Here is a 1,349-nt window from a genome sequence, read left to right as displayed (position 1 = left end):
GCGCGAAGACGCGGCGTAGCGGCCCGTCACGTAATGTTCCAGCTGCCGTTCGATATCGCCGAGCATCGAACTCGCACCGAGGCGGAAAAGCGCAGGCTGCATCCACGGCAGGCCAAGTTCTTCCTTCATCAGGATCAGCCAGTTCATCGCATCCTTGGCGGTCTTCATGCCGCCTGCCGGCTTGAAGCCGACAGTCTGGCCCGACAATTCGCCATAGTCGCGCAAGGCGCGCAGCATGATCAGGCTGACCGGAAGCGTGGCATTCACTTCCTCCTTGCCCGTCGATGTCTTGATGAAATCGGCGCCGGCCTGCATCGCAACCATCGAAGCGCGATAGACATTGCGCAGCGTGTTAAGATCGCCGGTCGCCAGGATCGCCTTCAGATGTGCATCGCCTGCCGCTTCCCGCATCTGCACGATCTCATCGTACAGCGCTGACCAGTTCTGGGTCAGCACGTGTTCGCGCGTGATAACGATGTCGATTTCAGCGGCCCCCTCACCCACAGCATAGTGGATCTCGGCAAGGCGCTGCGGCAGCGGCGTGAGGCCAGCCGGGAAACCGGTTGCCACCGAGGCCACAGGTATGCCGGACCCCTGCAATGCCTTCACCGCATGCGGCACCATTGTCGGATAGACGCAAACAGCACCAGTCGTGATGTTCGCATCGGCCAGGCCGAGGGCCTCGAGTATATCCTCTCGAACCGGACGCTTGGCTTTGGCACAAAGCCGGTGGACGCGACCCGCCGTATCGTCACCGGCAAGCGTGGTCAGATCGATGCAGGTAATAGCCTTGATTAGCCACGCCGCCTGATATTCCTTCTTCACTGTCCGGCGTGTCGTCAACGTCGCAGCGCGGCGCTCCGTGGCCGAGCGGTTGACAGCGATATCGTCAAACCAGTCAAGCGCGAGCTTGGTGCCGGCGTTGCGCGCTATGGAATGCTGGACTGCCAAGTCCGTCCCCTTTGATACCAAAATATCCTGGCGGTTCATGCGCGATCCTTCCTGTGATCGACACGGCAATTCGTCGCCTCACGCGTGTCAGACACCATTTTGATTTTCCAATGCATAGAGTGCTGTTGCTTCGTCCGTGATGATGACCGACACGTAGCCCGCTTTCAACGCTGCAACGGCGATCCGGTGCTTGTCTTCACCCGCAACCACACCGATGGCTTGCTGCTTGGTCCTCAGATGTTCGAGCCGCATGCCCACGGTCCGATCGTCGATAGCCTCATCGATTATTCTGCCATTCTCATCGACAAACCGCCCAAGTATGTCGCCAACAGCGCCCGCATCCTTCAGCCTGTCCATATCGGCCTCGTCAAGATAGCCGTTGCTGAGCAGTACCGACT

At 59.6% G+C, this 1,349-nt stretch carries 2 protein-coding genes; both read right to left on the bottom strand.

Annotated elements, in window-relative coordinates:
* Window positions 1-990: deoxyribose-phosphate aldolase (gene deoC / locus ACXJ5O_RS27095; protein WP_457302614.1), on the bottom strand; the 990-nt coding region annotated here is incomplete at its 3' end.
* A 48-nt stretch (window positions 991-1,038) separates the two neighbouring features.
* On the bottom strand, window positions 1,039-1,349 hold a 311-nt coding region (locus ACXJ5O_RS27090; protein WP_457302613.1), incomplete at its 5' end, for a sugar-binding domain-containing protein.

Source organism: Phyllobacterium sp. P5_D12 (genome assembly GCF_054049495.1).
Note: the sequence above shows the minus strand (reverse complement) of the source record. Positions and strands in the feature narration are given on the sequence as shown.